The following is a 24338-nucleotide window of genomic DNA, read 5'->3' as shown; positions in this document are numbered from 1 at the left end:
GCCCGCCCGTCCGGCCTCGTCGCCGGTGCCCCCCGGGGCGCCCGGTGCGCCGCCGTACCGCGGACCTCGGCCCGGCGGCCCCGGGCAGCACCCCGGACCGGGCCCGCGTCCGGGTCCCTACGGGCCCCCGCCCGTCGGGTACCGGCCCCCGCCCGGGGCCGTGCCGCCCGGCGCGATGCCGCCCGGCCCCTTCGCGCCGCCCGCCGGTCCGCCGGCCGGGATCCGGAGGCCGCGACCGCGGCCCTCGCCGCGGCGCTCGGCCAACCCGGCCGTCACGGTCGTGGTGCCGACCCGCAACGAGGCGCGCAACCTCGAGGTCGTCCTGCCGCAGATCGCGGCGGTGCGCCCCGCGGTGCACGAGATCATCGTCGTGGACGGCAACTCCACGGACGACACCATCGGCACGGCGCGTCGCACACTGCCCTGGGTGCGGTGCATCACGCAGACCCGCAAGGGCAAGGGCAACGCGATGGCGTGCGGGTTCGCCGCGGCCACCGGCGACGTCGTCGTGATGTTCGACGCGGACGGCTCGGCCGACCCGGCGGAGATCCCCGCGTTCGTCTCGGCCCTCGTCGCCGGCGCCGACTTCGCCAAGGGCACCCGCTTCGCGGCGGGCGGCGGCAGCGACGACATCACCCTGCTGCGCCGCACCGGGAACGCCGGGCTGAACTCCGTGGCCAACGCGCTGTTCGGCACGTCGTACACCGACCTGTGCTACGGCTACAACGCCTTCTGGGCCGACCTGCTCCCGCTGCTGGAGCTGCCGGACCCGGGCGAACCGCAGCCGGAGGACGGCACGATGCTGTGGGGCGACGGGTTCGAGATCGAGACCGTGCTCAACTGCCGCATCGCCGCCGCCGGACTGAAGATCACCGAGGTGCCGTCGGTCGAGAAGCAGCGCATGTTCGGCGAGACGAACCTGCGGACCTTCGCGGACGGCACCCGGGTGCTGCGTACCCTGCTGTCCGAGCACCGGCGCGCCGACAAGCGCAAGAGCTGACCGCAGGAGTCGGCCGCCGGCGGACCGCACCCGGAGGACCCCGCCCCGTGAACCTGTTCGAGCCCGCACCCGAGCCGCCGGTCACCGCGACCGTGGTCGTCTGCGTCTACACCGAGAAGCGGTGGGCCGACATCGTGTCCGCCGTCGAGTCGGTGGCGGCGCAGGACGTGCTGCCGGTGGAGACGATCGTGGTCGTCGACCACAACGAGGGGCTGCTCGAGCGGGCGCGCGAGGCGTTCCCGCGGGTGCAGGTGGTGCCCAACGCGCACAAGCAGGGCCTGTCGGGCGCGCGGAACACCGCGGTCGAGATGGCGACGGGCGACGTCGTGGTGTTCCTCGACGACGACGCCTCCGCCCGCCCCGGCTGGCTCCGCGCCCTGCTGGCGCCCTACGCCGACCCGGCGGTGATCGGCGTCGGCGGCGTGGCGCACCCCCGCTGGCCCGTGGCCCGGGCCGCCGTCGACGACTCGGGCCGGCCCGCCACCCTCCCGGGCGCGCCCGGCGGGCGGGACGCGACCGGCGAGCTCGACTGGGTCGTCGGCTGCACCTACACCGGCCAGCCCACCGAGCAGGCCGAGGTCCGCAACCTCATGGGCTGCAACATGTCCCTGCGCCGCGAGGTGTTCAAGCGGGTCGGCGGGTTCGCCGAGGACATCGGCCGGATCGGCAAGAACCCGCTGGGCTGCGAGGAGACCGAGCTCTGCATCCGGGCCCGGCAGGCCTACAAGGCCGACGGGCGCGAGGTGAAGATCCTCTTCGAGCCGCGCGCCGAGGTCGACCACCGCGTCTCCGACGACCGGGTCGACTGGTCCTACCTGCGCCGCCGCAGCTGGGCGGAGGGGCTGTCGAAGGCCGCCGTCTCCAAGCTGGTCGGCACGGACGACGCGCTGTCCACCGAGCGCGGCTACGTCGCCACCGTGCTGCCCAGGGCGCTGATCCGCGAGGTGAAGGCGAAGCGGCCGGCCTCCGCGGCCGCCGTCGTCGTCTGCCTGGGGTTCACCACCGCGGGCTACGTCCGCGGCAAGCTGCCCGGCGCCACCTCGCACGTCTCCCTGCCCGCGGCCGACGGTGCCTGACACACACCACCGCATCCCCTCGTTCGTCCACCAGCGCAACCGGCTGAGCGAGGGCCAGCAGCACGCGTGGGACCGGTGGTGGCCGGAGTACGGCGGCGACGTCGCCGAGGTCGAACGGCTCGAGCCCGAGGCCCTCTTCGGTCGCACGGCGCCGGTGGTCCTGGAGATCGGCTCCGGGATGGGCGACGCCACCGCCGAGATGGCCGCCGCCGCACCCGAGGTGGACCACCTGGCCGTCGAGGTCTACGAGCCCGGGCTCGCCCGGCTGCTCATGCTGCGGCAGGAGGCGGGGCTGGAGAACCTGCGGCTGCTGCGCGGCGACGCCGTCGACCTCCTCGACCGCGCGGTCCCCGAGGGCCTGCTCGAGGGCATTCGGATCTTCTTCCCGGACCCGTGGCCGAAGCGGCGGCACCACAAGCGCCGGCTCGTCCAGCCCGGGTTCGTCGCGCTCGCCGCCTCCCGGCTGCGCCCGGGCGGCTGGCTGCACCTGGCCACGGACTGGGAGCACTACGCGCTGCAGATGCGCGAGGTGTGCGACGCCTGCCCGCTGCTGCACCGCGCCCCCGCGGCCGGGCCCGAGGGGTGGCTGCCCCGCCCGGACTCGCGCCCGCTGACGAAGTTCGAGCAGCGCGCGGAGCGCGAGGGCCGGGCGATCCGGGACCTGTTGTACGTGCGTTAGGCGCCGGCTAGTCGAGGGTCGGCGCCGGCAGGTGCGGCACCGCGCGGGACCGGCCACGGAACTCGGCCACGACCTGGCCGGCCGCGGTCCGGACCGTCACGTCGTAGAGCCCGGACTTGCCGACGAGCGCCCGCTCGACCGCCTCGGCCTCCAGCTCCTCGCCGACCCGGGCCGCGCGCAGGAAGGCGACGTCGCCGCCGGACGCGACCGTCGAGACGCCGTGGCTGTTGCAGGCGAAGGAGAAGGCGGCGTCGGCGAGGAAGAACAGGTAGCCGCCGTGCACGATGCCGTGCCCGTTGACGTGCCGCTCCTCGATCGTCAGCGCGGTCCGCGCCCGCCCCGGCCCCACGTCGACGAGCCGGATGCCGGCGCCGCGGATCGCCTCGTCGTGGTGCACCATCGCCTTCGCGACGCGCTCCGCCGTCGCCTGGGGATCCGCCGCGGGATCGTCCGCTCCGTTCGTGCTCACCCGGTCAGTGTGACGGGCCGCCACCGGCGTCGGAGTCGGGATAGGGTCACGGACATGCGCACCCAGCCTCGGGAGACCCGGACCCCGTGACGTCGACCGGCCCCCTCCCGCGCGTGCTGCTCGTCTGGGACGCGCCCAACATGGACATGAGCCTCGGCTCGCTGCTGGGCGCGCGGCCCACCTCCGCCTTCCGCCCGCGGTTCGACGCGGTCGGCCGCTGGCTGCTCGACCTCGCGGGCCCCGAGGCCGTCGCCGAGGCGTGCGTGTTCACGAACGTGGTGCCCGGGTCGACCGAGGTCGTGCGGCCGTGGGTCGAGGCGCTGCGCAACGTCGGGTTCGCGGTCTTCGCCAAGCCGAAGGTCACCGAGGACTCCGACATCGACGACGACATGCTCCGGCACATCGAGATGCGGGAGCAGGAGGGCCACCTCCGGCACGTCGTGGTGGCGTCCGGCGACGGCCGGGCCTTCCGCGAGCCGCTCGAGAAGCTGATCGAGCAGCACACGGACGTCACGGTGATCGGGTTCCGCGAGTACGCGAACTTCGCGTTGAACTCGGAGACGATCTCCTTCCTCGACCTCGAGGACATCGACGGCGTGTTCCGCGAGCCGCTGCCGCGGATGACCCTCGAGACCCTGCCGGACACCGGCGCCTGGCTCCCGCCCTTCCGGTCCCTGCGCTCGCTGCTCGATCCGCGCCGGTGACCACCGGGGGCGAACGCTTCACCGCGCCCGTGGTCCTGACCTGCGGCGCGGGGTTCCCCGTGCTGCGCGACGGCGTCGTCGACGTCGGGCCGGACGGGCGGATCGCCCACGTCGGCCCCCGGGCGGACGCCCCCGAACTCGACGGGCCGGTGCACGCGCTGCCCGGTCTCCTCATGCCCGGCATGGTCAACACCCACTGCCACACGCCGATGCTGTCGCTGCGCGGGATGGGCGGCGACCTGCCGCTGATGTCCTGGCTGCAGGAGGTCATGTGGCCGGCCGAGGCGCGGTTCACCGAGGAGGACGTCCGGATCGGGATGACCGCCGGTGCCGTGGAGCTGCTGCGGACCGGCTGCACCACCTCGGTGGAGATGTACTTCGTCGCCGACGCCGTGATCGAGGCCGTGCTCACCGCCGGCTCCCGGGTGCTGCTCACCCCGGGGATCATCGCCGCGCCCGGCTGGGACCGGCTCGGCACCTGGGAGGAGATGCGCGACGGCGTCTCGGCCCGGATCGACGCCGGCGGGCTGCGGTCCGGCCCGCACGAGCGCGTCGAGCTCGGGTACGGGCCGCACTCCGCGTACACGCTGCCGCCCGAGGCGCTGACCACGACGGCCGAGGCGGCCCGGGAACGCGGCGCGCTGCTGCACGTGCACGTCGCCGAGTCCCGGCAGGAGGACCTCGCGCAGCGGGAGGAGTTCGGTTCCGTACCGGCCCAGCTCGAGGCCGTCGGCGCGCTCGGGGGGCGGGTGCTCGCCGCCCACTCCGTGCAGGTGTCCGCGGAGGACATCGGGCTCTACCGGCGGCACGGCGTCGCGGTGGCGCACTGTCCCGGGTCCAACGCCAAGCTCGCGGCGGGCCTCGCCCCGGTCGGCGACCTGCGGCGCGCCGGTGTCCGCATCGGACTCGGCACGGACGGGCCGGCCTCCGGCGACGACCTCGACCTCTGGCACCAGGCCCGGCTCGCCGCCCTCTTCGCGCGGGTACGCGAGGACGACGCCGCCGCGCTCACCGCCGCGGACGTGCTGCTCATGGCCACCCGGGACGGCGCCGAGGCGATCGACCGGGCGGACATCGGGGTCCTGGAGCCCGGCCGCTGGGCGGACCTCGTGCACGTCGACCTCGACGACCAGGCCTTCGTCGACCCCGACGACGACGCCCAGCTCCTGTCCAACCTCGTCTGGGCCGGCGGGTCCCGGCTGGTCCGGGACGTCTGGGTCGCGGGGGAGCGGGTGATCGACGACGGCGAGCCGGTCAAGGTCGACGCCGAGCGCGCCCGCGCCGACCTGCGCGCCGTCGCCGCCCGGCTGCACACGTGAGGCTCCTATCGTCGACGCGATGTGGGTGAACTGGTGGGGCGGGCAGCAGTGCCGGCCCCGGCGCACCGACCGGCCGCTCGACGAGGCGGGGGTCGTCGCCGCCGTGCGCCGCGCCGCCGAACGTGGCCTGACCGTCCGCCCGCTCGGCTCCGGCCGCTCGGACAGCACCCTCACCCTCACCAACGACGTGCACGTCGACTGCTCGGCGCTCACCGGCGTCGCCGCGATCACCTCCGACACGGTCCGGGCCCGCGCGGGCGCCACGCTCGCGTCGGTGCAGGCCGCGCTGGCGCCGCGGGGCCGGGCGCTCGCGCCCGTCGCGCACGCGCCCCTGGCGACGGTGGCCGGCGCGATCGCGACCGGGACCCACGGCGGCGGCGCGGGGATCGGCTCGCTGTCCGACCAGGTCGTCGGGATGCGGTTCGTCGACGGCACGGGCCGGGTGCGCAAGGCCGGTGAGAACGGGGACGTCGGGGAGCTGGACGCCGTGCGTACGGGTCTCGGGGCCCTCGGCGTCGTCACCGAGGTGGAGCTGCGGACCGTGCCGGCGACCGAGGTGGAGGCGCACGAGGAGCCGGTCGTGGCCGAGGAGGCCCTCGCGGTCGACGGGCCCCTCGACGCGCACCGCTTCGCGGCGGTGGAGCTGCACCTGCCCAGCGGCGAGGCGCTGCTGCGATGGGCCGGCCCGGTCGTCGACCGGGAGCCCGAAGCCGTGCCCGGCGGGCCGGTGGAGGCGCTCGGCCGCGTCGTCACGCGGCTGGGGCACACAGCGTCGGCGCAGTGGTCGGCGCAGCGCTCGCGGCCGGCGCCGCGCTGGGAGGGCGTGGTGACCGGGCCGCCGCACGAGCTGCTGCCCGACCCGCACCCCGTCCGGGGCGGATTCACCGAGTGGGCGCTGCCGCGCGAGGCGCTCGCGGACGCGATCCGCGCGCTCGGGGCGGCGACGACGGCGCGGGACCAGGAGATCCGGCGCCCGGTGGAGGTGCGGACGGGTCCCGCCGAGACCGGCTGGCTGCATCCCGCCCACGGGCGCGCCACGGCCTGGATCACCGTGCGGACCCACCGCGGCGACGACCACGGGCCGCTCTTCCGGCTGGTCGGCTCGGTGCTGGAGGGGATGGGCGGGCGGCCGCACTGGGGCGGCCGGCACGACTGGACCGCGGCCGACGTCGCGGTGGCCTACCCGGCGCTGCCGGACTTCCTCGCCGTGCGGGACCGGCTCGACCCCGACCGCCTCTTCAACGGCGACCACCTCGAGGCCCTGCTCGGCCCCTGAATCGCACTATGGAACCATAATGCGCTTCCGAGGACCCTTTCTGCGCATTATGGAACCATAATGCGGCTCGGGAGCCCCTTTCGACGCGTTGTGGTTCCGTACTGCGGACACGACGAGGGCCGGTGGTTCCGCGATCCGGTCACTCCCCCGGACCCCGGGCCACCGGCCCCTGGTCGACGCCGATCCGCTCCCCAGCCGACCGACGTCCGCCGCGGCCCGAAGCTGCCGCGGTCCGTTCTCTCTTTCCCTCACCGGGGCTCCCCAGCCCCGGGGTCCTGCGTCCCGGCGTCAGTACGCCAGGTGGTGGTGCCCCGACCCGGAGCCGACGGCCCGGCGGTGGTGGCGGCCCGTGCGCGAGGACAGCTCGCCCAGCGCCTGCGGGCCGGTGTCCGTCAGCGAGGTGTACGCCGGGGCGGCCGGCGCGTAGGTCGGCACGTGCGCGGCGTAGAGCGGCGCGCGGTCGTAGCCCGCGGACACCGGGGCGGGCTCCGGCTGCCGCACGGGCGGCGCCGGCGGCGCGACCGGAGCAGCCGGGGCGGGCGGCGCGGGGCGGGCCGTCAGCGTGGAGTAGGCCTGCACCGGGATCGGCGCGGTCAGCGGGTCGCGACGGAAGTCGTCGAGCGCCTCGGCCGAGCGGCGGCCGGGCCGGCGGGCCGGGGCCTGCCGGGGGGTCTGCTCGCTCTGCCGGCCGCGCCAGCCGCCGACCGTGAGGGCGTGGAAGATCGGCGTCTCCGCCGCGATCTCGGTCCGGCTCGCGTGGCGGCCCGGGAAGGGACCGGTGTCCTCGACGCCCCGCACCCGCACCGTGGCCTTCCGCCGGCCGACCGCCCCGTCGAGGGCTCGCTCCCTGTCGGTCACGCCCCGCACCTCCGTCATCTCTGTAACTCGCGTCGTCCGTGTGCCGCGCGATGCTGCCATCGGCCCTGTCCCCACAGGGCCGTTCGGCCACACACCACCCACAACGGGGTCACCTTCTCGGGGAAACGGGTCGGAAGCAGCCGTTACCCGCTTTCGGGCCATCTCCAGCCGTTCGGGTGGTGTGGCGGTGCCACGGTGCACCGATCGTCGCTCTCCGCTTCCGGCTGAGCCACTTTCGAGACGCTCAGTGACGCCTTGCCGGGGCTTGCGGAGCCTCCGAGGCGCCCGGCGGGACCTCGGGACCTGCATCTCCGCCCCGACCTCACCCGTTCGGGACGGACGGCTCCGCGGGCGATCGTCCGGCCCGCCCCGACGATCTTCACGGGGCCCGGGCCCGCGCGCCCGCGCCGGCTCCGGCCGGCCCCGTCCCCGCTGGTACCGGCAGTACCGACAAGATCGACCCGGGCCCCGGCGGCCACCACACCATCGGGCGTGATCGACGTCGTCCGGCGTGTCGCCCGGGCGGCCCCGAACCCAAGATCACTACGGTTCTGCCTGTCACCGCAACCACCGAGTGCTCCGGAGCGTCACCACGCTCTCACTCGGATGATTCAGTACCCGCTCAGGAGGCGGTCAACTACACGGGTGTAATTCGACGATCCGTAACCTCACTAGGCCAACGCGGTGGACACTGCTACTCCCGGCCACCGGAACGGAGCAGCGGGCCTCTTCCGACGGCGTCATGCCCGATCGGCCCGCGCCGCGATCGACGAAGGGCTACCGTTCGCGGATGACCGACGATCGGGCGGCCGCCACCGGCCCCGGGATCGACAACCGGACCGACCCCGAGGCGGCGCCCCGCACCCCGGAACCCGCGGGCACCCCCGTCCCCCCGCCGTCCCCGGTCGTCCCCGAGCAGCGCAGCCGACGGAACGCGGCCTCCTACGTGCCCACGCCGTTGCGGGTGACCTCCGAGGTCGCGGCGCGGGGCCTGATCATCGCCGCCGCGGCCGGCCTGCTCGTCTTCCTCGTGATCCAGCTCCGGGTCGTGGTGATCCCGGTGGCCATCGCGACCCTGATCTCCGCGCTCATGGCCCCGGTCGTGCACTGGCTCGTCGCCCGCCGGGTCCCGCGCGGGCCGGCCGTGGCGATCACGATCGTCGCGGGCTTCTGCATCATCGGCGGGCTGCTGTCCTTCGTGGTCAACACGTTCATCGGCGGCTTCGCGCAGCTGCAGCAGCAGCTCACCGCGAGCCTCACGTCGATCCAGCAGTTCCTGGCGCGGCCGCCGTTCAACCTCAGCTCCGAGCAGCTGCGGAACATCCCGGCGCAGATCGGGCAGGCGATCACGGACAACCAGGCCAACCTCACGTCCGGCGCCCTCACGACCGCCGCGACGATCACCGAGGTCGGCGCCGGGCTCGCGCTCACCATCTTCACGCTGATCTTCTTCCTGTACGACGGCCGGCGGATCTGGGCGTTCCTGCTCAAGGCCGCGCCGCGCGCCCGGCGGGAGAAGGTCGACATCGCCGGACGGCGGGCCTTCGCGACGCTCGTCGGCTACACCCGCGCCACGGTGCTCGTGGCCTTCGTCGACGCGATCGGCATCGGCATCGGGCTCTGGGCCGTCGGAGTGCCACTGGTCGTCCCGCTGGCGGCGCTGGTCTTCCTCGGCGCGTTCGTGCCGACCGTCGGCGCGGTGGTGAGCGGCGCGGTCGCGGTGCTCATCGCCCTGGTGGCCAACGGACCGATCCCCGCCGTGATCATCCTGGCCGTCGTCATCGCCGTGCAGCAGCTGGAGGGGCACGTGCTCCAGCCGCTGTTGCTGGGGCGGGCCGTCCGGCTGCACCCGCTCGCGGTGGTGCTGGCCGTGGCCGGCGGCGTGGTCATCGCGGGGATCCCGGGCGCCCTGCTCGCGGTGCCGCTGCTCGCCGTGCTCAGCGCCGCGATCCGCTCCTTCGTGCGCGACGACGAGCCCCCGGCCCGCACGATCAACGCCGTCGACCCGCATGAGGCCAACGCCGAGACCGCGCACCGCATCCGGGTGCCGTCGTGGTGGAGCCGGGTGCAGAGCCGGCTGCGCCGCTCCGGCTGAGGCCACGGCGCGCGGCCTGACGTGCCGATCCGGCCCGGCAGCGGGAGGATCGGGCGGGTGCGATACCTGATCACCGGTGCGACCGGGTACATCGGCGGACGGCTGGCCCCCCGGCTGATCGAGGAGGGCGGCGCCGGCTCCGCGGTGCGCTGCCTGGTCCGCGATCCCGGCAAGCTGCGCGACGTGCCGTGGGCCCGGCACGCGGAGATCGTGCAGGGCGACCTGCTCGACGCCGAGAGCGTGCGGCGGGCGTGCGAGGGCGTCGACGTCGTCTACTTCCTCGTGCACTCTCTGGCCGACCGGGACTTCTCCTCGATCGACCGGCGGGCGGCGCTCATCCTCTCCGAGGCCGCGCGCGCCGCGGGCGTGCGCCGGATCGTCTACCTGGGCGGCCTGCACCCGGACGGGCCGCTGTCCGAGCACCTCACCTCGCGCGCCGAGGTCGGCGAGATCCTGCTGCGCAGCGGGGTGCCGACGGCGGCGCTGCAGGCCGCGGTGATCCTCGGGTCGGGGTCGGCGAGCTTCGAGATGCTGCGCTACCTCACCGAGCGGCTGCCCGTGATGCTCACGCCGCGGTGGGTGCACAACCGCATCCAGCCCATCGCGGTGCGCGACGTCCTGCGCTACCTGATCGGTGCCGCCCACCTGCCGCCGGACGTCAACCGGACCTTCGACATCGGCGGCCCGGAGGTGCTCACCTACCTGGACATGATGCAGCGGTACGCGACGGTCGCCGGGCTGCCTCGGCGACGGGTCGTCGGCGTGCCGGTGCTCACGCCGCGGCTCTCGGCGCACTGGGTCAACATCGTCACGCCGGTGCCGAAGGGCATCGCGGCGCCGCTGATCGAGTCGCTGGTGCACGAGGTGGTGTGCCGCGAGCAGGACATCCTGAAGTACGTACCGGACCCGCCCGAGGGCCGCATCGGCTACGACCGGGCCGTCGAGCTGGCCCTGACGAGGATCCGGTCCGGCGAGGTCGAGACCCACTGGTCGGGCGCCGCCGTCGAGGGCGCGCCGTCGGACCCGCTGCCGAGCGACCCGGACTGGTCCGGCGGCAGCGTGTACACCGACGACCGCGAGCAGCCCTGCTCCGCGCCGCCCGAGGAGCTGTGGCGGGTCGTCACCGGGATCGGCGGCGAGCGCGGCTGGTACTCGTTCCCGCTCGCCTGGTCGGTGCGCGGGTGGATGGACCGGCTCGTCGGCGGGGTGGGGTTGAGCCGCGGACGGCGCGACCCCGACCGGCTCCACACCGGCGACGCCCTGGACTGGTGGCGGGTCGAGGAGCTCGAGGAGGGCACGCTGCTCCGGCTGCGGGCCGAGATGAAGGTGCCCGGCCTGGCCTGGCTGGAGATGGGCGTCGGCCCCGACCCCGGCGGCTCCCGCTACACCCAGCGCGCCGTCTTCGTGCCGCACGGGCTCGCCGGCCACCTCTACTGGTGGTCGGTCGCGCCCTTCCACGGCATCGTCTTCGGCGGCATGGTCCGCAACATCACCCGCACCGCCGAGCGCTCGGCCCCGGCGGCCACCGGGGCCGAGCGGCGGGCGTCGTAGGTCAGAGCTCGGTGAGGCCCGCGTCGAGGCGGTCGATCTCGGCGAGATCGAGCTCGAGCTCCGCGGCGCGGCAGTTGTCCTCGAGGTGGGCGAGGTCCGCCGTGCCCGGGATCGGGAGCATGACCGACGAGCGCTGCAGCAGCCACGCGAGCGCGACCTGCGGCGCGGTCACGCCGTGGGCCCAGGCGATCTCGGCGACGGCGCCTCCGGGCTCGGCGAGGGCGCCGGCCGCGACCGGGTGCCACGGCATGAAGCCGATGCCGTTCTCGGTGCAGTGGCGCAGGACGTCGTCACTCGCGCGGTCGACGAGGTTGTAGCGGTTCTGCACCGTCGCGACCTCGACGATCCCGCGGGCCTGCTCGATCGTCTCGACGGAGACCTCGGACAGCCCGACCTCGGCGATCTTGCCCTCGGCCTTGAGCTCGGCGAGCACGCCGAACTGGTCCGCGGCCGGGACCGTCGGGTCCACGCGGTGCAGCTGGAAGAGGTCGATGCGCTCGACGTCGAGCCGGCGGAGGCTCAGCTCGCACTGCTGGCGCAGGTACTCGGGCCGCCCGCACGGCGTCCACTGCCCCGGCCCCGGCCGCAGCTGGCCCGCCTTGGTGGCGATGGTCAGCCCGTCGTACGGGTGCAGGGCCTCGCGGATCAGCTCCTCGGAGGTCTCCGGGCCGTAGGAGTCGGCGGTGTCGACGAGGTTCACGCCGAGGTCGACGGCGCGGCGCAGCACGTCGATCGCGGCCTTGGGATCGGCGGGCGGGCCCCACACCCCGGGCCCGGTGATCCGCATCGCCCCGAACCCCAGGCGGCGGACCACGGGCCCCTCGCCGATCCGGAACGTGCCGGCGGCAGCCGCGGGGCCGGCGCCCTCGGCGGCCTCGTTCTGCGAGATGACGCTGGTCATGGCACGAGGGTGGCACCGTCGGTGTCCGCGTCGCCCCCGATCGTGACCAGCACCGCAGGGGTCACGGCGGTCACTGCGTCCGGTTGCCGCCCCTGCCGCCGCCCGTTAACTTCGCGCCGTGGCCACGATCTCGCCGCTGGCCGACGCCGTCGACGCACTGGTGCACGACGGCGCGGAGATCGCCCTCGAAGGGCTCGGCGCGTCGGTCCCCGCGGCCGCCGCCCACGCGATCCTGCGACGAAGGCCGCGCGACCTCACCCTCGTCGGCACCGCACCCGGCCCGGCCGGCGACCAGCTCGTCGGCGCGGGATGCGTGCGGAAACTCGTGTTCTCCCGGCTCGACCCGGGCCTGCACCGGATCCGGGACGCACTGGTCACCGGCTGGCCCGCGCCGCTCGAGATCGAGGAGCACACCCAGGCGGGGATGGCCGCGCGGTACGTCGCGGGCGCCTCCGGCCTGCCCTTCGGGACGGTCCGGGACGGCTACACCGGCACCGATCTCGCGGCCGTCACGCACCTTGCGACGGTCCGCTGCCCGTTCACCGGCGCCGAGCTCACCGCGCTGCCGGCGCTGCGCCCCGATCTCGCCGTGGTGCACGCGCAGCGCGCCGACCGGGCCGGGAACGTTCAGCTCCGCGGGGTGCCCGGGCTGCGCAAGGAGGCCGTGCTGGCCGCCCGCCGCGCCCTCGTCACGGTCGAGGAGGTCGTCGACGAGCTCGAGCCCGAGCACGGCGCGGTCGTCCTCCCCGCGTTCACGGTCACCCGCATCGCGGTGGTGCCCGCCGCCGCGCCGGACGGTGATCCGCGCGCCGACCCGTGCGACGACACCGTGGGGCGCTCCTGGGCGGGCGTCTCCGGCGACCGGGCCCGCTTCACGAGCTGGCTGGAGGGGATCCGCGCGTGAGCGACCAAATGCTCGTCACCGCCGCCCGGCTGCTCGCCGACGGCGAGGTGTGTGTGGCCGGCTGCGGCGCGGCCCGGCGCGCCGCCAGGCTCGCCCGTGCCGTGCACGCGCCCGGGCTGACCGTGCTCGGCGACGACGGCACCGTCGACGGTGTGCCCGCCGCGACCGCGGGGGTCGCCGACACGACCTACTGGCTGCAGGGCGGGCGGGTCGACGTCGGCGTGCTCGTCGCCGACCAGGTCGACGCCTTCGGCAACGTCAACACCACCGTCCTCGGCGAGTACGACGAGCCGACGACACGGCTCGCCGGTGTCGGCGCGGCCGCGGAGATCGCGGCCGGCGCGGGGCGGGTCGTCGTGCTGCTGCCGCACCGACTGTCGGCGTTCGTGGTGCGCGTGGACTTCGTGACGGCGCCCGGTGCCCTGGCCGGACCGCTGGACCGCGCGCAGCTGGGCCTGCGCGGGGTGGGCACGGTCGCCGTCGTCACCGACCTGGGGATCCTGCGGCCCGACCCGGCCACGGCCGAGCTCGTGCTCACCGACGTCCACCCGGGCGTCTCCGTCGACCGGGTGCGCGCCGAGACCGGCTGGCCGCTCGAGGTCGCCGACGAGGTGGGGGTCACGGAACCGGCCACCGCCGAGGAGGTCGCCGCGCTGCGGGCCGGATGACAGGATCGGGCCCATGACCGACCTGCTCCACACCCGGACGGACGGGCCCGAGGACGGGCCCGTGCTCGTGATGCTCGGTTCGCTCGGCAGCACGCTCGAGATGTGGGAGCCGAACCTCCCGGCCCTCGCCGAGCACTTCCGGGTCATCCGCATGGACCACCTCGGACACGGCGCCTCGCCCAACCCGCCCGGCCCCTACACGATGCGGACCCTGGGCGAGGCCGTCCTCGCCACGCTCGACTCGCTCGGCGCGGACCGCGTGCACTGGTGCGGGCTCTCGCTCGGCGGCATGGTCGGGATGTACCTGGGCTCCGAGCACCCGGACCGCATCGCTCGGCTGGTGCTGTGCTGCACCTCCTCGAACTTCCCGGACCCCTCGGTCTGGCGGCAGCGCATCGAGGCCGTGCGAGCCGGGGGCACGGCGGGCATCGCGCCGGGCGTCGTCGAGAGGTGGTTCACGCCGGAGTGGGCGGAGAAGCACCCCGACGTCGTCGAGCGGGCCGTCGGGTGGGTCTCCGACACCCCCGACGACGGCTACATCGCCTGCTGCGAGGCCATCGAGGTGTGGGACCACCGCGACCGGCTGGGCGCCGTGACCGCGCCGACGCTCGTGATCGCGGGGGACGAGGACAAGCCGACGCCCGTCGAGCCGCACGCCCGCACCATCGCCGCGGGCATCCCGGGGGCGCACCTGGAGGTGATCCACGGCGGGCACCTCGCGACGATGCAGAGCACGGAGGAGGCCAACCACCTCCTCCTCGGGCACCTGACCTGAGGGGTGGCGGTGACCTAAGGGGTGTCGGGCCGCGCCCGCTGGGGCGCGGTCAGGGCCAGCCCGAGCGCGGCCATGGCCATGAGGATCCCGGCCACGACGATGGGGACCGCGGCCGCCGCCCCGCCGAGCACCAGCAGCAGCAGGCCGCCGCCGAGCAGGATCGTGGGCACGAGGCCCGCGGCGTGCACCGAGCGGCGGTCCGCGGGGCGGGCGGTGCGGCTCTGCGGTGGCCGGTGCCGGCGCACCTTCCGCCCGAGCGCGCTGCACCGCGCCACGAACAGCGGATCGCCGGACATGAGGCCCTGCTCGATCAGGGCGAACTGGCTTCGCTCGCGGTCGCTGAGCATCGTTCGGGCTACCCCCGGGTTCGCGAAGGCCTGGTTGGGGAACGGCGTCCCGCTCGCCGTTGATCCGGGTGCACCACCCACCAGTGTAGGTGACCGAATCGTGACCTTGGACAGGGTTGTGACGGGACCAGGGATGTGATCGCCACCGCGCGGGGTGAGGGGACCCTTCCCCTTTACATGCGCGATCACGCATGGGTAGCGTGCGGGCCATGGGAACGGGTCACGGACACGGGCACGGCCACGGCGCGGGGAGCGACCGCCGTCGGCTGGTCGCCGCCCTGCTCGTGACCCTGGCCTGCGCCGTCCTCGGCGGCGTCGGCGCCCTGCTCACCGGCTCGCTCGCGCTGCTCGCGGACCTGGGCCACCTGCTCACGGACGCCGGAGCGCTCGCCGCCGCCGTCGTCGCGTCGGTGCTCGCGGCCAGGCCCGCCTGCCACCACCGGACCTTCGGCCTGGGCCGGGTCGAGGTGCTCGTGGCCGGGCTCAACGCCGTGGCGCTGGTCGCCGTCGTGGTGTGGGTGGCCGTGGAGGGCGTGGCCCGGCTGTTCGAGCCCGCGGAGATCCCGGGGCTGCCGCTGCTCGTCATCGGTGCGGCGGGGCTCGCGGGCAACCTCGTGTCGCTGGCGATCCTCGCCGGCGGGGACCGCGGCAACATGAACCTGCGCGGGGCGATGCTCCACGTCCTGGGGGACGCGCTCGGCTCGGTCGGGGTGATGGTCGCGGCGATCGTGCTCGTCACCACCGGCTGGCCCTACGCCGACACGCTCGCCTCGCTGCTCATCGCCGCGCTGATCCTGCCCCGGGCGATCGGCCTGCTGCGCGAGGTCTGGCACGTGCTGCTGGAGGGCGCGCCGGCGGGGATCGACGTCGCCGAGGTCCGCAGCTCGCTGCTCGCCGTGCCCGGCGTCGCCGACGTGCACGACCTGCACGTGTGGGCCATCAACGACCGCACGCCGTCCATGTCCGCGCACCTGGTGGTCACGGAGGAGGCCGAGGACGCGACGGGCTGCGGGGCGACCGTGCTCGACCGCGCCGGTGCCGCCCTGCGGGAGCGCTTCGGCCTCAGCCACAGCACCCTGCAGCTGGAGCAGCACGCCCACGTGGGCCACGAGCACACCTGCCACTGACCCGCATCATGGAACCATAATGCGGTTTCTGGTCCACGTTGAACGCATTATGGTTCCATAACGCGATTCTGAGCCGGGATTTCGCGCATTGTGGTTCCATAATGCGGCTCGGGGATCAGCCGTGCGCGAGGTCGGCGAAGCGGCTGTAGTGCAGCTGGTGGGCCACCGTGATGGTGTTGGTGGGGCCGTTACGGTGCTTGGCCAGGATCAGGTCGGCCTCGCCGGCACGCGGGTCGTCCCGCTCGAACGCATCCGGCCGGTGCAGCAGGATGACCATGTCCGCGTCCTGCTCGATCGAGCCCGACTCACGCAGGTCCGAGATCATCGGCCGCTTGTCCGTGCGCTGCTCCGGGCCACGGTTCAGCTGGCTGATCGCCACCACCGGCACCTCGAGCTCCTTCGCGAGGAGCTTGATCTGCCGGGAGAACTCCGAGACCTCCTGCTGGCGGGACTCGACCTTGCGGCCCGAGGTCATCAGCTGCAGGTAGTCCAGGATGATCAGCTTCAGGTCGTTGCGCTGCTTGAGCCGCCGCGCCTTGGCCCGGATCTCCATCAACGTGAGGTTCGGCGAGTCGTCGATGAACAGTGGCGCCTCGGAGATCTCCGACATCCGCCGCGCCATCCGCGTCCAGTCGTCGTCGCTCATCCGGCCCGCCCGCATGTCCGCCAGCCGGATCCGCGCCTCCGCCGAGAGCAGCCGCATCACGATCTCGGTCTTGCTCATCTCCAGCGAGAACACCGCGCTGGTCATCTGGTGCTTGATCGAGCACGACCGCGCGAAGTCCAGCCCGAGCGTGGACTTGCCCAGACCCGGCCGGGCCGCCACCACGACCATCTGCCCCGGGTGCAGCCCGTTGGTGCACGCATCCAGGTCCTGGAACCCCGTGGGCACACCCAGCGAGACACCACCGCGTGAGGCGATCGCGTCGATCTCGTCCATCGTGGGCTGCAGCAGCTCCTCGAGCGGGACGTAGTCCTCGCTCGTGGACCGCTCGGTGACCTCGTAGATCGCCGCCTGGGCCCGGTCGACGACCTCCTCGACCTCCGCGCCCTCGGCCCCGTGGTAACCCAGCTGCACGATCCGCGTGCCCGCCTCGACCAGCCGCCGCAGCGTGGCCTTCTCCGCGACGATCTCGGCGTAGTACGCCGCGTTCGCCGCCGTGGGCACCGTGGCGATCAGCGTGTGCAGATACGGCGCGCCGCCGAGCCGGATCAGCTCGCCGCGGCGCTGCAGCTCCGCCGACACCGTGACCGCGTCCGCCGGCTCGCCCCGGCCGTAGAGATCGAGGATGCAGTCGTAGACCGTCTGGTGCGCGGGCCGGTAGAAGTCGTCCGGCCGCAGCACCTCCACCACGTCGGCGATCGCGTCCTTGCTCAGCAGCATCCCGCCCAGCACGGACTGCTCGGCCGTGAGGTCCTGCGGGGGCTGACGGTCGAACGGGTTCGGGACGGCCCCGCCCGCGGAGTCCCCGCCCTGCCGGCCCTCGCCCTCGCGGACGGCTCGCGGCCGATTGGGACGGTCATCCGTCACCGCCATGCCCGACGTCACCCCCTGTCACCACGTGGCCTCATGGTATCGAACATGAGTTCGATCCGCAGCCGGTTCTCCCGGCCGCGCGGCGAACGCCCCACCCCGACCCGGACCCGTCCGGGGTCACGCCCTCGGGTGGCGTGCGACGAACGGTCTGCGGGGCGGACGGCGATCGTCCACGCGGCCCGGGCACGTGACGCTAGGCCAGTCCGCGCCAGGGCCCAAACCGGCGTGTGGACAACCCTGGGGAGGGCGTGGGGACGGATCGGGGACAGGGCAGGCGGCCCTCCCCACCGAGCTGTGGACACCGTGGGGACAACCCCTGCTCAGTGCGTCTTTCCGCAGTTCAGACGTAGGGTGACCGGTGTGGACAACTTTCTTTCCGATCGGCCCGGCGCGTCCCGTGACGGGCGTGTCGGGACCCTCCGGCGCGCGTCCACCCGGCGCATCCGGGATGTCACCGAGCGACGCGGGCGCAACCTCTGCGTGTCGTTCCCACGCGCCGGACGGTCGGTGTGCCGCCGCTCGCCGCGAGCAGTCCCGGAGCCCCCTTCCGCGATCGACACCGAGCGCGATCCGCGGCCCGAGAACGCCGCGAGGGCGGGACCCGGTCGACTCGACCGCGATCCCGCCCTCGTGACGGAGCGTGACGGACCGGGGTCCGCCGATGCCGGATGTCAGGCGGCGACGACCGCCACCTGCAGGTCGGCCGTGACCTCCGGGTGCAGGCGGACCTTCACCGGGTGGGTGCCGACCGACTTGATCTGCTCGCCGATCTCGACCGCGTGCCGGTCGAGGGCCGGGCCGCCGGCGGCGCGCACGGCGTCGACGATCTGGGCCGAGGTGACCGAGCCGAACAGCCGACCGGAGTCGCCCGCGGCCTTGGCCTTGACGGTGACCGACAGCTCCTTGAGCGAGCCGGCGACCTCCTGGGCGTGGCCCAGGTCGCGGATCTGCCGGGCCTTCTGGGCGCGGCGGATCTGCTCGACCTGCTTCTCGGCGCCCCGGGTCGCGACGATCGCGAACTGGCGCGGGAGCAGGTAGTTGCGGCCGTAGCCGTCCTTGACCTCGACGATGTCGCCGGGCGCGCCCAGGTTCGGCACGTCGGCCGTGAGGATGAGCTTCACGGTGCTACTCCTTCCTCAGGTCAACGAGCGGTCGAGGTGTACGGCAGGAGGGCGACCTCGCGGCTGTTCTTCACCGCGACGGCGACGTCCCGCTGGTGCTGCCGGCAGTTGCCGGTCACGCGGCGGGCCCGGATCTTGCCGCGGTCGGAGATGAACTTCCGCAGCAGGCCGGTGTCCTTGTAGTCGATCTCCTGGGCCTTGTCCTTGCAGAACGCGCAGACCTTCTTCTTCGGCTTGCGCAGGACGGGCTTGGGCATTGCTGGTGCTCCTGGATGTACTGGTCCCCGCGCTCACGCAGGGGTGTGGATCGAGGTCAGAAGGGGGGCTCGTCGTCCGCGGCGGGGCCACTGCCGGCCGGCGGGGCGGAACCCCACGGGTCGTCGTAGCCGCCGCCGCCACCCTGGCCGCCGCCGCCACCGAAACCGCCGCCGCCACCGCCGCCGCCGAAGCCGCCGCTGCCACCGCCGCGGCTGACCTTGTTGACCTTGGCCGTGGCGTACCGCAGCGAGGGGCCGACCTCGTCGACCTCCATCTCGATGACGGTGCGCTTCTCACCCTCGCGGGTCTCGAACGACCGCTGCCGCAGCCGGCCCTGCACGATGACGCGCGCACCGCGGGTGAGTGTCTCCGCGACGTTCTCCGCGGCCTGGCGCCAGATGTTGCAGCGCAGGAACAGCGCCTCGCCGTCCTTCCACTCGCCGGACTGGCGGTCGAAGGTGCGCGGCGTGGACGCCACCGTGAAGTTGGCGACGGCCGCCCCGGAGGGGGTGAACCGCAGCTCCGGGTCGGCGGTGAGGTTGCCGACCACGGTGATCACAGTCTCGCCGGCCATGGGGGCCTCCTCAGCTCGCGGCGGGGGCGGGCGTGCGCGCGGGGGCGGCCTTCGCGGCCTTCTTGGGCTCCTTGCGCAGCACCTTGGTGCGCAGGACGGACTCGTTGAGACCCAGCTGGCGGTCGAGCTCGGCCACGGTGGCCGGCTCCGCCTGCACCTCGAGCACCGCGTAGATGCCCTCGGCGTTCTTGGCGATCTCGTAGGCGAGGCGACGCTTGCCCCAGACCTCGACCTTCTCCACCGAACCGCCGTCGGAGCGGACGACGTTCAGGAAGGTCTCCAGCGACGGCTGCACCGTGCGCTCGTCCAGGCTCGGGTCGAGAATGACCATGAGCTCGTAGTGACGCATGAGAACCACTCACCTCCTGTGGACTGGAACGGCCGCGGCGCTTCCGCGGCAGGAGGTTCTCACCCCGCACCGACAGAATCGGGCCGGCCGCGGGACACGGGGTCCGCGGTCCGGCTCGTCGCGGCGGCCCGGGTGGCCACCGGTCGGAGCGGTTGCACACGAGGTTACCAGCGCGTTTCCGCCGCTCCGGCCCCGCCCCCGCGATCCTTCCCGGGTGTGGAGGATCCGGTGTGATCCGGCACCGGGAACCGCGGTGGGCGCGGGTGGGGGTGCCGGGAGCCGCCGACGGATCCGCGCCTCGTCGGGCGACGCACGCTCGCCGGACTGCGGGAGTGCGGGACTGTCGGTGGGGGTCACTACCCTCGTCGGCATGCTCATCGGTGCCCACGTCCGCGACGACGACCCCCTCGCCGCGGCGGCCGAGCGGGGGGCGGAGATCGTCCAGTTCTTCCTCGCCGACCCGCAGGGGTGGAAGAAGCCGCAGCCGCACCCGCACGCCGAGGCCCTCGCGGCCGCGGAGGTCGCCACGGTGGTCCACTCGCCGTACGTCGTGAACGTGGCCTCGCCGAACAACCGCATCCGCATCCCCTCCCGGAAGCTCGTGGTCCAGCACGCGGAGGCCGCGAAGGCGGTCGGCGCGATCGGGCTGGTGGTGCACGGCGGGCACGTCACGAAGGACGAGGACCCGGCCGTCGGCGTCGACAACTGGCGCAAGTTCGTGGAGCGCCAGCAGGACGAGGGCGGCTTCGCGGTGCCGGTGTTCATCGAGAACACCGCGGGCGGCGACAACGCGATGGCCCGCAAGTTCGACGCGCTGGCCCGGCTGTGGGACGCGGTGGGCGAGTTCGGCGTCGGCTTCTGCCTCGACACCTGCCACGCCTTCGCCGCCGGCGAGGACCTGGTCGACGTCGTGGACCGGGCGAAGGCCATCACCGGCCGGATCGACCTGGTGCACCTGAACAACTCGCGGGACGAGTTCGACTCCGCCCGCGACCGGCACGCCAACGTCGACTCCGGGACCATCGAGCCCGCGGTCCTGGCCGCGGTGTGCGCCGCGGCGGGCGCCCCGGTCGTCGTGGAGACCCCCGCCGAGGGCCAGGCGGCGGACATCGCGTTCCTGCGCGAGAAGCTCGGACGGTGAGCGAGAGCGCGGCCGCGGGCTCCCCGGCCGCGCGGCCCGCCGGCCCCGCCGCGCACGACACCGGGACACCACCCACCGCCCCGCACGACACCACACCACCCGCGCGGCCCACAGACGACACCGCCACACCCGACGGCACCATCCGACGCCCGCTCGGCACCGCGGGCCTGGTCCTGATCGTCCTGCTCACCGGGCTGACCCTGCTGCTGGGCTACGCCAACAAGGCCCGCTGCACCGGGCCGGAGTTCGACGCGGCGGGACGGTCGGGTCCCGACCACACGGTCCGGCAGTACCGGGACGTCTGCTACTCGGACATCCAGAAGCTGTGGCTGGGCCGGGACGTCGACCAGCACGTCTTCCCGTACGTCCACGGCTCGATCACACCGGACGGGCAGCTGCAGGGCGGCACCGTCGAGTACCCGGTGCTCACCGGCGTGCTGATGTGGCTGGGCGCGCTCGGCGCGTCGACCGACGCCGACTTCCTGCTCGTCTCGGCGCTCATCCTCGCCCCGTTCGGCCTGGTCACCGCCTGGATGCTGGGCCGGCTCGCGCGCTGGCGGGCGCTGCTGTGGGCGCTCGGCCCACCGCTGGTGCTCTACGCCTTCCACAACTGGGACCTGCCGGCCGTCGCGTGCGCGGTCGGCGCGGTGTTCGTGATGCACGGGCTGCGCCGGGAGGTGCCGCTCGGCACCCGCGCGACCGTGGCCGCGGTGCTGCTCGGCCTCGGCTTCGCGGTGAAGCTCTATCCCGGGGCCTTCCTGCTGCCGCTGGCGCTGTACGTCCTCACCCGGGGCCGCCCGCCCGGTGCCGGCCTCGACGTCCCCGGGGCGGTCCGCGTGTGCCTCGCGGGCGCGCTCACGGCGGCCGCCGCGAACCTGCCCTTCGCCGTGCTCGGCTTCCCCGGCTGGGCCGCGTCGTTCACGTTCCAGCAGGAGCGGCCGATCGACGTCAGCACGAACTCGATCTGGTTCTGGGGCGTCCGGCCGCTGATGGCGGACCTGGGCCTGGGCGAGTTCTTCGCCCCGGCGTCCGACGTGCTGTCGCCGGCCCTGGTGCTGCTGTCCTTCGTGGTCGCCGCCGGGGTCGGCCTGCTGCGGTGGCGGCGGGGCGCGGTCTACCCGTGGATCGGCGTCAGCGGCGCGATGCTCTGCGGGTTCCTGCTGTTGCACAAGGTGCACTCGCCGCAGTACACGCTCTGGCTGCTGCCGTTCCTGGTGCTGCTGCGCGTCCGGTGGGGCTGGATCGCGGCGTACCTCACGGCGGACGCGCTGATCGGCGTCGGGATCTTCCGCTGGTTCTACCTGCTCGACGTCCGGGCCGACGCCGGGGTCGCCGCGGGCTTCGCCGCCCAGTCCGTGGTGCTCGGCGTGTGGGGCAGGGCGGCCCTGCTCGCGATCCTGTTCGTGCTGTTCCTGCGCGTGCCCGGCACGGTCGACGCCCGGGAGACCGGCGGCCTCACCGCCAGGCGAACACCGGCTGCTCCAGGTGGTCCACCCGCGTCGGACGACCGTGCAGCAGCAGCTCCCGGACCTGGTACAGCACCGCCCCCGTCGGCGCGTGCACGAACCGGTCGAACAGCGGCACCTGGATGACCGGCGCCTCGGACTCCGGGATGGTCAGGAAGCGCGGCTCCACGTCGATGTCGGCCAGCGGGATCCGGTGGAGCTCGCCGACCTCGTCGGGGTTCGGGGTGAGCTCGCCGACCTCGCCGCCCCAGAGCACGACCGGCGTGATCACGTACCCGGAGCGGGTGGGGTAGTCGTCGAGCAGCCCGAGCACGGCGTCCTCGCCCAACGCGAGCCCGATCTCCTCGAGCAGCTCGCGGCGGCCGGTCTCGGTGATGGTCTCGCCCGGGTCGGAGCGGCCGCCGGGCAGCGCCCACTGCCCGGCGTGCCGGCGCAGGGTGGCGGCCCGCCGGGTGAGCAGGAAGGCGAGCCCGTCGGCGAGGCCGGCGCCGCCCGTGGTGACCAGCGTGATCGTGACGGCGGAGCGCTTCAGGTCCGGGCGCTCGACCGCCCGCCGCTCGAACCCCGCCAGCCGCTGCTCGACGGCCGCGCGCAGCTCCGCGACGCGACCACTACCCGGTGCCATGCTCCGGACTCTGCCTGACCGGCACGCGGTGCGCGGGTCCGTGTGACCGCCGTCGCACCGCCCAGTCGGGGTCGCGGTCCGGGTCGCCGGCGCGCACCGGGTCCCGCGAGGGCCGCAGGATCGAGCGCACCACGAGCACGCAGAGCAGCACGACGACGGCGTCGCGGAGCAGGACCGCGCCCAGGAACCAGTCCGGGGGCAGGCCCTTGTTGTCCGTGCCGACGTAGAAGAACATCCGCGGCACCCAGACCAGGGCGTCGACGACCATCCACGCGAGCAGCAGCCGCCAGCGCGGCAGCGCGAGCACGGCCAGCGGCACCAGCCAGAGCGAGTACTGCGGGCTCCACACCTTGTTGGCCAGCAGGAACGCGGCGACGATCAGGAACGCCAGGGACGCGAGCCGCGGCGGCCGGGGTGCCTTGGCGGCCAGCACGACCAGGCCGGCGCAGGCGATCACGAGCAGGGCGGCGGTGACGGCGTTGAGCGTGTTCGGCGCCTGGTCGGCGTGCAGCGGGCCGTCGAACCCGCTCCAGCCCGTGAAGTACGAGAGCGCGTAGTAGAGCGAGTCGGGGTCGGCGGGGCGTGTCCGGTTGAGCCGGAAGAACTCCCACCAGCCCGTGGGCCAGGCCAGGGCGACCGGCAGGTTCACCGCCAGCCACGTGACGACGGCGGCGCCGATCGTCCGCCACGCGGTGCCGAGCTCGCGGCGCCGGGCGGCGACGAGCAGCACCGGCAGCAGCAGGAGCAGCGGGTAGAGCTTGGCCGCACCGCCGAGCCCGAGCAGCACCCCGCCGAGGACCGGCCGGCGCCGGGCGACCGCGAGGAGCCCGGCGCAGGCCGCCGCGACGGCGAGCGCGTCGAAGTTGGTGAAGGCGTGCACGGCGACGAGCGGGGAGATCGCGACCAGCGCACCGTCCCACGGCCGGTCGGGCCGCAGCCGGACCACGGCCCACACCGCGACGATCCAGGCGAGGGCCAGCCCGAACGCGACGAGGTCGAAGTACACGACGACCGGGAGCGCCGTCGGCAGCGGGAGCACCGCGGCCGCGGCCTGCCACCCGTCCGTCAGCCGCGCCGCCGCCCACTGGTAGAAGCCGGTGAGCACCGGATACTCCATGTACCGCGTCTGCGCGACGCCGCCCGAGGGGGAGTCGGTCCACGAGTCCCGGTAGGGCACCGCCGAGGGGTCGTCGAGCCGCTCGATGGCGTAGAGCGGGACCGTGTCCGAGTAGCACATGGCGACGTACTGGCGGTTGTTCTGCCAGTCGAGCGCCAGCTGCCCGTCGTCCGTGCGGTACTGCTGCAGGCAGGGCGACTTGCCGAGCCAACCGAGGGCGAGCGTGACCACCGCGAGCAGCAGCACCACCCGCAGCGGGGTCCAGAACGCGGCGCGGCCCACGAGGGCGTGCCGGCCGAGCGGCCCGCCGACGACCCGGCTCGCGGCGGCGACCAGCGGCTCGGTCCATGTCGGGATCACCCGTGCGGGTCCGCGCGGCGGCTCGGGCCGGCGCGTCGGCC

24 protein-coding genes are annotated in these 24338 nt (G+C 74.3%); 13 read left to right on the top strand and 11 right to left on the bottom strand.

The window, feature by feature from the left end; translation table 11 throughout:
- Nucleotides 1–220: 220 nt before the first annotated feature.
- Genes PKE99_RS01325 through trmB form a run of 3 tightly spaced genes read left to right on the top strand, consistent with a single transcriptional unit; the run spans nt 221 to nt 2755 of the window.
- Nucleotides 221–1000 (top strand): glycosyltransferase family 2 protein, encoded by a 780-nt coding sequence (locus tag PKE99_RS01325; RefSeq protein WP_051737013.1) that lies wholly within the window; start codon nt 221–223, stop codon nt 998–1000.
- Between the two features lie 47 nt (nt 1001–1047).
- Nucleotides 1048–2076 (top strand): glycosyltransferase family 2 protein, encoded by a 1029-nt coding sequence (locus tag PKE99_RS01320; protein WP_231498083.1) that lies wholly within the window; start codon nt 1048–1050, stop codon nt 2074–2076.
- Nucleotides 2069–2755 (top strand): tRNA (guanosine(46)-N7)-methyltransferase TrmB, encoded by a 687-nt coding sequence (gene trmB / locus PKE99_RS01315; protein ID WP_037042044.1) that lies wholly within the window; start codon nt 2069–2071, stop codon nt 2753–2755. Before PKE99_RS01320 ends, trmB begins: the two co-directional genes overlap by 8 nt.
- Nucleotides 2756–2762: 7 nt before the next feature.
- On the opposite strand, the gene paaI is transcribed toward trmB, so the two are convergent.
- Nucleotides 2763–3224 (bottom strand): hydroxyphenylacetyl-CoA thioesterase PaaI, encoded by a 462-nt coding sequence (gene paaI, locus PKE99_RS01310; RefSeq protein WP_037042045.1) that lies wholly within the window; start codon nt 3222–3224, stop codon nt 2763–2765.
- An 86-nt stretch (nt 3225–3310) separates the two neighbouring features.
- Here paaI and PKE99_RS01305 point away from each other — a divergent pair, with 86 nt between their 5' ends.
- The 3 genes from PKE99_RS01305 to PKE99_RS01295 are packed head-to-tail and all read left to right on the top strand — an operon-like array spanning nt 3311 to nt 6523.
- The gene (locus PKE99_RS01305) at nt 3311–3928 is read left to right on the top strand and encodes an NYN domain-containing protein (protein ID WP_037042046.1); all 618 of its coding nucleotides are present in this window, start codon (nt 3311–3313) and stop codon (nt 3926–3928) included.
- Nucleotides 3925–5247: an amidohydrolase family protein gene (locus PKE99_RS01300; RefSeq protein ID WP_037042048.1), complete on the top strand. Its 1323-nt coding sequence runs from the start codon at nt 3925–3927 to the stop codon at nt 5245–5247. Before PKE99_RS01305 ends, PKE99_RS01300 begins: the two co-directional genes overlap by 4 nt.
- Before the next feature lie 19 nt (nt 5248–5266).
- The gene (locus PKE99_RS01295; protein ID WP_037042049.1) at nt 5267–6523 is read left to right on the top strand and encodes a D-arabinono-1,4-lactone oxidase; all 1257 of its coding nucleotides are present in this window, start codon (nt 5267–5269) and stop codon (nt 6521–6523) included.
- A gap of 288 nt (nt 6524–6811) precedes the next feature.
- On the opposite strand, the gene PKE99_RS01290 is transcribed toward PKE99_RS01295, so the two are convergent.
- Nucleotides 6812–7381: a hypothetical protein gene (locus PKE99_RS01290; RefSeq protein ID WP_197040503.1), complete on the bottom strand. Its 570-nt coding sequence runs from the start codon at nt 7379–7381 to the stop codon at nt 6812–6814.
- Nucleotides 7382–8171: 790 nt separating this feature from the next.
- Between PKE99_RS01290 and PKE99_RS01285 the strand changes: the two genes are divergently transcribed.
- Nucleotides 8172–9476 (top strand): AI-2E family transporter, encoded by a 1305-nt coding sequence (locus tag PKE99_RS01285; RefSeq protein WP_081923860.1) that lies wholly within the window; start codon nt 8172–8174, stop codon nt 9474–9476.
- 57 nt (nt 9477–9533) lie between these two features.
- Entirely contained in the window at nt 9534–11027 is a 1494-nt protein-coding gene (locus PKE99_RS01280; RefSeq protein WP_081923861.1) for an SDR family oxidoreductase, read from the top strand.
- Nucleotide 11028: 1 nt separating this feature from the next.
- Here the strand turns inward: PKE99_RS01280 and PKE99_RS01275 are convergent, their stop codons facing one another.
- The gene (locus PKE99_RS01275) at nt 11029–11928 is read right to left on the bottom strand and encodes an aldo/keto reductase (RefSeq protein WP_037042052.1); all 900 of its coding nucleotides are present in this window, start codon (nt 11926–11928) and stop codon (nt 11029–11031) included.
- Between the two features lie 118 nt (nt 11929–12046).
- Here PKE99_RS01275 and PKE99_RS01270 point away from each other — a divergent pair, with 118 nt between their 5' ends.
- The 3 genes from PKE99_RS01270 to pcaD are packed head-to-tail and all read left to right on the top strand — an operon-like array spanning nt 12047 to nt 14275.
- Nucleotides 12047–12832, top strand: a complete 786-nt coding sequence (locus tag PKE99_RS01270; RefSeq protein ID WP_037042054.1) for a CoA transferase subunit A — start codon at nt 12047–12049, stop codon at nt 12830–12832.
- A complete protein-coding gene (locus PKE99_RS01265) occupies nt 12829–13500 on the top strand; it encodes a CoA-transferase (protein WP_231498084.1) in 672 nt (223 codons plus the stop codon). The genes PKE99_RS01270 and PKE99_RS01265 overlap by 4 nt, the downstream gene beginning before the upstream one ends.
- A gap of 13 nt (nt 13501–13513) precedes the next feature.
- Nucleotides 13514–14275, top strand: a complete 762-nt coding sequence (gene pcaD / locus PKE99_RS01260) for a 3-oxoadipate enol-lactonase (RefSeq protein WP_037042056.1) — start codon at nt 13514–13516, stop codon at nt 14273–14275.
- 14 nt (nt 14276–14289) lie between these two features.
- Here the strand turns inward: pcaD and PKE99_RS01255 are convergent, their stop codons facing one another.
- A complete protein-coding gene (locus PKE99_RS01255) occupies nt 14290–14622 on the bottom strand; it encodes a DUF3040 domain-containing protein (protein WP_037042058.1) in 333 nt (110 codons plus the stop codon).
- 209 nt (nt 14623–14831) lie between these two features.
- On the opposite strand from PKE99_RS01255, the gene PKE99_RS01250 reads away from it, so the two are divergent.
- Nucleotides 14832–15749 carry a cation diffusion facilitator family transporter gene (locus PKE99_RS01250; protein WP_037042061.1) on the top strand — a complete coding sequence of 306 codons (918 nt, stop codon included), beginning with the start codon at nt 14832–14834 and terminating at the stop codon, nt 15747–15749.
- Between the two features lie 115 nt (nt 15750–15864).
- Here PKE99_RS01250 and dnaB read toward each other — a convergent pair whose 3' ends face one another.
- From dnaB to rpsF, 5 genes are all read right to left on the bottom strand, one after another.
- Nucleotides 15865–17286 carry a replicative DNA helicase gene (gene dnaB / locus PKE99_RS01245; protein ID WP_037042063.1) on the bottom strand — a complete coding sequence of 474 codons (1422 nt, stop codon included), beginning with the start codon at nt 17284–17286 and terminating at the stop codon, nt 15865–15867.
- A gap of 671 nt (nt 17287–17957) precedes the next feature.
- Nucleotides 17958–18407: a 50S ribosomal protein L9 gene (gene rplI / locus PKE99_RS01240; RefSeq protein WP_037042065.1), complete on the bottom strand. Its 450-nt coding sequence runs from the start codon at nt 18405–18407 to the stop codon at nt 17958–17960.
- A 20-nt stretch (nt 18408–18427) separates the two neighbouring features.
- Nucleotides 18428–18664, bottom strand: coding sequence for a 30S ribosomal protein S18 (gene rpsR, locus PKE99_RS01235; RefSeq protein ID WP_037042067.1), 237 nt, complete (start codon nt 18662–18664; stop codon nt 18428–18430).
- A gap of 56 nt (nt 18665–18720) precedes the next feature.
- Nucleotides 18721–19239: a single-stranded DNA-binding protein gene (locus tag PKE99_RS01230; protein ID WP_037042069.1), complete on the bottom strand. Its 519-nt coding sequence runs from the start codon at nt 19237–19239 to the stop codon at nt 18721–18723.
- 10 nt (nt 19240–19249) lie between these two features.
- Nucleotides 19250–19588, bottom strand: coding sequence for a 30S ribosomal protein S6 (gene rpsF / locus PKE99_RS01225; protein ID WP_037042071.1), 339 nt, complete (start codon nt 19586–19588; stop codon nt 19250–19252).
- A 370-nt stretch (nt 19589–19958) separates the two neighbouring features.
- On the opposite strand from rpsF, the gene PKE99_RS01220 reads away from it, so the two are divergent.
- Complete coding sequence (locus PKE99_RS01220) at nt 19959–20729, top strand: deoxyribonuclease IV (protein WP_037042487.1); 771 nt, start codon at nt 19959–19961, stop codon at nt 20727–20729.
- Between the two features lie 1455 nt (nt 20730–22184).
- On the opposite strand, the gene PKE99_RS01210 is transcribed toward PKE99_RS01220, so the two are convergent.
- Nucleotides 22185–22820, bottom strand: coding sequence for an NUDIX hydrolase (locus PKE99_RS01210; protein ID WP_081923862.1), 636 nt, complete (start codon nt 22818–22820; stop codon nt 22185–22187).
- A complete protein-coding gene (locus PKE99_RS01205) occupies nt 22807–24297 on the bottom strand; it encodes a glycosyltransferase family 87 protein (protein ID WP_425566470.1) in 1491 nt (496 codons plus the stop codon). Before PKE99_RS01205 ends, PKE99_RS01210 begins: the two co-directional genes overlap by 14 nt.
- Nucleotides 24298–24338: the final 41 nt, after the last annotated feature.

This window comes from Pseudonocardia halophobica (assembly GCF_027922425.1).
Classification (GTDB): Bacteria; Actinomycetota; Actinomycetes; order Mycobacteriales; family Pseudonocardiaceae; genus Pseudonocardia; species Pseudonocardia halophobica.
The sequence above is the reverse complement of the archived record's forward strand: the minus strand, read 5'-3'. Positions and strand labels throughout refer to the sequence as shown.